The organism is Thermogutta sp., from assembly GCF_014359955.1.
Taxonomy (GTDB): domain Bacteria; phylum Planctomycetota; class Planctomycetia; order Pirellulales; family Thermoguttaceae; genus Thermogutta.
Genome location: NZ_JACIYL010000408.1, coordinates 1 through 3962, shown reverse-complemented (window position 1 = coordinate 3962; position 3962 = coordinate 1). Strand labels below are relative to the sequence as shown.

Here is a 3962-nt window from a genome sequence, read left to right as displayed (position 1 = left end):
TCAGCAGAAGATTCAAGCCAATGTTTCGCAACCATAGTTTTAGTGCGGGCATTTTAGTCGGTGTCGTGTTCGTGCTAGCCGGATGGGCAGACAAGGCACGGGTTTTCGCGGAACCGACTCTGCAAATCTATCTCGAGGGCGGGCTTTATGATACGGTCACAGAAAGCTGGTATCTGGCGCCGCCAGGTTCTTCAGCGGGAGCACCCTTCCGGTTGTGGATCATCGGCAACACCTCCAAGGGACCTATTGAGGAGGTGCGTCTTTCTATGGCTTATTCCTCCATTTACCGGGCTAACGGCGTCGATCTTGCCGTGACCATCACTCCGAGCACCACGGGTAGTCTTTTTGGATTCACCGATCCCTCGACACCCCCCACTCCCACCTTTCTTCAGTACGGTGCTGAAGGAACTCAGCCCGTTTTGGGGGATGGTTCCCCATTGCCTGCCCACGGCATCTACGGTGAGGGTGTTGTATGGCAGGAATGGCTTCTGGGGGACTTCACGCTTTCCGATTCGCCCATCGGCGATTTTATCAACAACGTACCCCCGCCAGGTCCGAAGACAGGTCAAATCAACGTTTATGAGGTGACCATCACTTTTTCAGACGGCTCCAGCGCTCACGGTGTGAATGTCCACTTTGATGCGTACAACCACGTGGAAGCGAAAAACCACGTACGCTATCGGTTCGCCCCGTTTTCGCACGACGCTGACGGCGATGTGACGGTTGTGCCCGAACCGGTGAGCCTTGTTGCTCTCGCCTCTTTTCTTGGTCTTCGGGCCGGGCACCTTCTTCCGGCGGCGAAAGAAAGGCTGACCAAACCACGTTGAACGCGTTTTCGACTGTGGTTGCGGCGTAGTCATCATTGCCCGCCCGGCTGTTCCTGTTGGGCAACACGCCACAGGGCACATGTTTCGCACACGCAACATCGTATTGCATCCACAGAGCAGTTCCCTTCCTTTTTAAGTCGCTGCGGCGGGGTTTTGGTGAGGTCAGCGTCGTTTCGGCACGCGACGTGCTTATCCTGTGAACGAGGTCAACGACATCTGAAATTCCCAATCGCGAAGCGATATTGATTCAGGCCCATCTTTGTCCCGAGGAGTCCATGCTCTATGAGTCACCTCTCATCGTCGCATCGCCGGCGCTCGTTCCGTCGTGGCGTGCTCAGTTTCGAGTGGATTCTTCTCATTTCGCTCCTTGTGATCGGAATTATCGGCGGGCTAGCTGCGGTGCGCAATGCCCTGCTCAGCGAGCTGAACGATCTCTCTCAGGCCGTTGAAGCAATCAACGTTTGTGGAACATGCGATCCGGCAAGTTGTCCACCCGGCAACCCCGATTGCTGCGATGATCCCTGGTGGTGCCCGTGAGCTTGCTCCGGCTCCTTGCCCCTCCGAACAGTCAATGAGATACAATGGGGCTATGATTTGCCGGCATCGCCAGCCCAGTTCGGCACGCTGGTCTTTTGGGTAAGGTATTGATGGAATCGGCCCACACTTCCGAGACTGCCAGCCGTCCCATCACCCCGGCGGGCGCGACTGCGTCCGTTCCACCGGAGCGAACCGCTCGCCGTTCTCGGTGGCGACGCCATCTCTTTGTTGCGGCTGCCCTGATCTTCGTCTTCGGGCTGATTTTCCACCGACAGTGGCTTCCGCTCCTCGTCTATCCACTCCTGGCACCCTCGGTTTCCCCTCCACATGCGGTGGATGTCGTTTGGATTCGCAGTTCCGATGGACACTCGTTACCAACCGAAGACGCGATTCCCCAAGCGGCAGCGATTCTACTGCAAAATCCGGACGCCGTTGTCATCTTTACGGAAGGATGGCCGAGCCGACTGGTGGAGCTGGGCGTCATCCCGCCCATGGTGGAGGTCCTCCGGTCAGCCCTGAAGGATTACGGTATTCCTCCCGAGCGGGTGATCGAACTCAAACCTACCCAAATCGGGCTGTGGTACGAAGCGCAGGCGGTGGCAGACTACCTGGAGCGGCATCCCAATTCGCACGCGGTCTTTTTCGTGGAAGAATTCGGTGGAAGAAGTGCTTCACTGGTCCTTCGTTCTGCCATGGGCGACGCTATTTACCGTCGCATCACGCTCGTTGGGGTGCCGCATCCCCTCTTCTCCGAGCAAAACTGGTGGCGTTGCCGGGCAGGCATCAAAGGGGCCATGGTGGGCTATCTCTACCTCTTTTATTCCGTCATAGAACCCCGGCCGGTGGTAGCGCCGCAGCCTTTATCTCTCGATGATTTTGACAGATTGATACCGGAATGTCCGGAGAGCCAAAGAAAATCCGTACCATGAGGCATCGGTGGGTAGCCGTTCTGGTGGTCGTGGCCGTCGTCGGCGGTCTGGCCGCCGCGCACCAGTGGTGGCTTCCCTACCTCGCAGGCTGGCTCGATGTCAGCAGCCCACTTCGCCATGCTGACTACGCCATGGTGATGGGAGGAGGTGTAGAAAACCGTCCGGTCCTGGCCGCCGTTCTCTACCGGAAGGGCTGGGTGGATCGAATCCTCATCTCCGAAATCAAACCCGTGCCGTCAAAGACCCGTCCTCTCTTACCCCCGGAACACGAACTCACGAAGGCCCTTTTGATGCGTCTGGGCGTGCCCGAGGATCGAATCGTCCTCTTGCGGGGCAATCACGCGGCGACGTTTCACGAAATCGTTTCCTTGCGAGATGTCCTGGTGGAGTCTCCGTCGGCCCGGGTCCTCATCGTGACCGACAGTCTCCACACCCGTCGGACCGCCTGGAGCGTCCGCCATTTGCTCGGCCCGATGGCAGACCGCGTGAGCTTCGTGGGGGTTCCTTCCGAGCGCTACGACCTCCGCCGGTGGTGGCAGTCTGGCGATGGATTCTTCATGGTCACCAGCGAGTACCTCAAGCTTTTCTCCTACTGGATCATCTATGGATCGGGAAAATGGTGGGTGCCAATGTTTATCGGCCTGATCGTCTTGCTGGGCATGCTCCGGCGCCATTTCACCCACCGCCGATGGTATCAAACACCGGACCATACTCAGGCCTGAAGAGCTTTGGCGCTTCAGCTTTCAGGCTTCCTCTGCCCAGGGTCTGCTGCCTTGCCACGTCATTATGGGGCTGCCGACCCCCGCCACCTCCCTGGTTCTGGGCGGTTTCTGTCTCGACGCTCTCCGTGTCTCGGAAATTCCCCAAGTTGGTGGTGTAGCACTACCGCACTGGGAGCCAAACTGGTAAGATGATCATGGTGGGAGGGCAACCATCAGTTTGAGGGGGGAACGTTGTGGGGGCCAGATGCGTTGGCGGGGCGTCGCTTCAAGGGGATATAAGCTGGGAGATCCATGGCCATGAGCGAGGCGCAAATTGAACCCAGGAAAATTCGCGTGTTCATCGCTGACGACCACGAAATGGTGAGGGTGGGTCTCCGCGCCATGTTTCAGGGGACGGAGATCGAGGTCGTGGGGGAAGCAACAACGGGCGAGGACGCGGTCAACTTCTTGCGCGATAACGATGTCGATGTGGCCATCCTCGATGTCCGGATGCCCCGTGGCGACGGGCTCAACGCTCTTGGCCGAATCAAGCTCGAAAAACCCGATCTCCCGGTCCTGATCCTTTCCACATTCGACAATCCGAGCTACGTCGCCCGAGCGGTGGCGTTCGGTGCCCAGGGGTACCTCCTTAAAAGCAGCACACGCGACGAGCTGTTGGAGGCCATCCGGGCAGCCGCCCGTGGGGAAAGTATCTGGACCCGGGAAGAACTTCGTCGGGTGGCGGGAGGACTTGCCACGCCGCGGACCCAGGGAAATATCGACATCCCATTGACCCAGCGTGAAAGCGAGGTCCTGCGCCACCTTGCCCGGGGTATGACCAACAAAGAGATCGCTCAGGCCCTCAAAATCAGCTACGAAACCGTCAAGGAACACGTCCAGCACATTTTAAGAAAAATTGGTGTGACAGATCGGACACAGGCGGCCGTCTGGGCCGTGAAAAACGGGTT

The 3962-nt window shown here is 58.3% G+C and carries 5 protein-coding genes; all 5 read left to right on the top strand.

Annotation, left to right across the window (positions count from 1 at the left end):
- Positions 1-827, top strand: an 827-nt coding sequence (locus tag H5U08_RS12190) for a choice-of-anchor N protein (protein ID WP_297033396.1), incomplete at its 5' end; no start/stop codon positions are given.
- Between the two features lie 282 nt (positions 828-1109).
- Positions 1110-1364, top strand: a complete 255-nt coding sequence (locus H5U08_RS12185) for a hypothetical protein (RefSeq protein WP_297033393.1) — start codon at positions 1110-1112, stop codon at positions 1362-1364.
- A 110-nt stretch (positions 1365-1474) separates the two neighbouring features.
- On the top strand, positions 1475-2293 hold the full coding sequence (locus tag H5U08_RS12180; RefSeq protein WP_297033390.1) for a hypothetical protein: 819 nt from the start codon (positions 1475-1477) through the stop codon (positions 2291-2293).
- Positions 2290-3015: a YdcF family protein gene (locus H5U08_RS12175; RefSeq protein WP_297033387.1), complete on the top strand. Its 726-nt coding sequence runs from the start codon at positions 2290-2292 to the stop codon at positions 3013-3015. The genes H5U08_RS12180 and H5U08_RS12175 overlap by 4 nt, the downstream gene beginning before the upstream one ends.
- Before the next feature lie 297 nt (positions 3016-3312).
- Positions 3313-3962, top strand: a 650-nt coding sequence (locus tag H5U08_RS12170) for a response regulator transcription factor (protein WP_297033384.1), incomplete at its 3' end; no start/stop codon positions are given.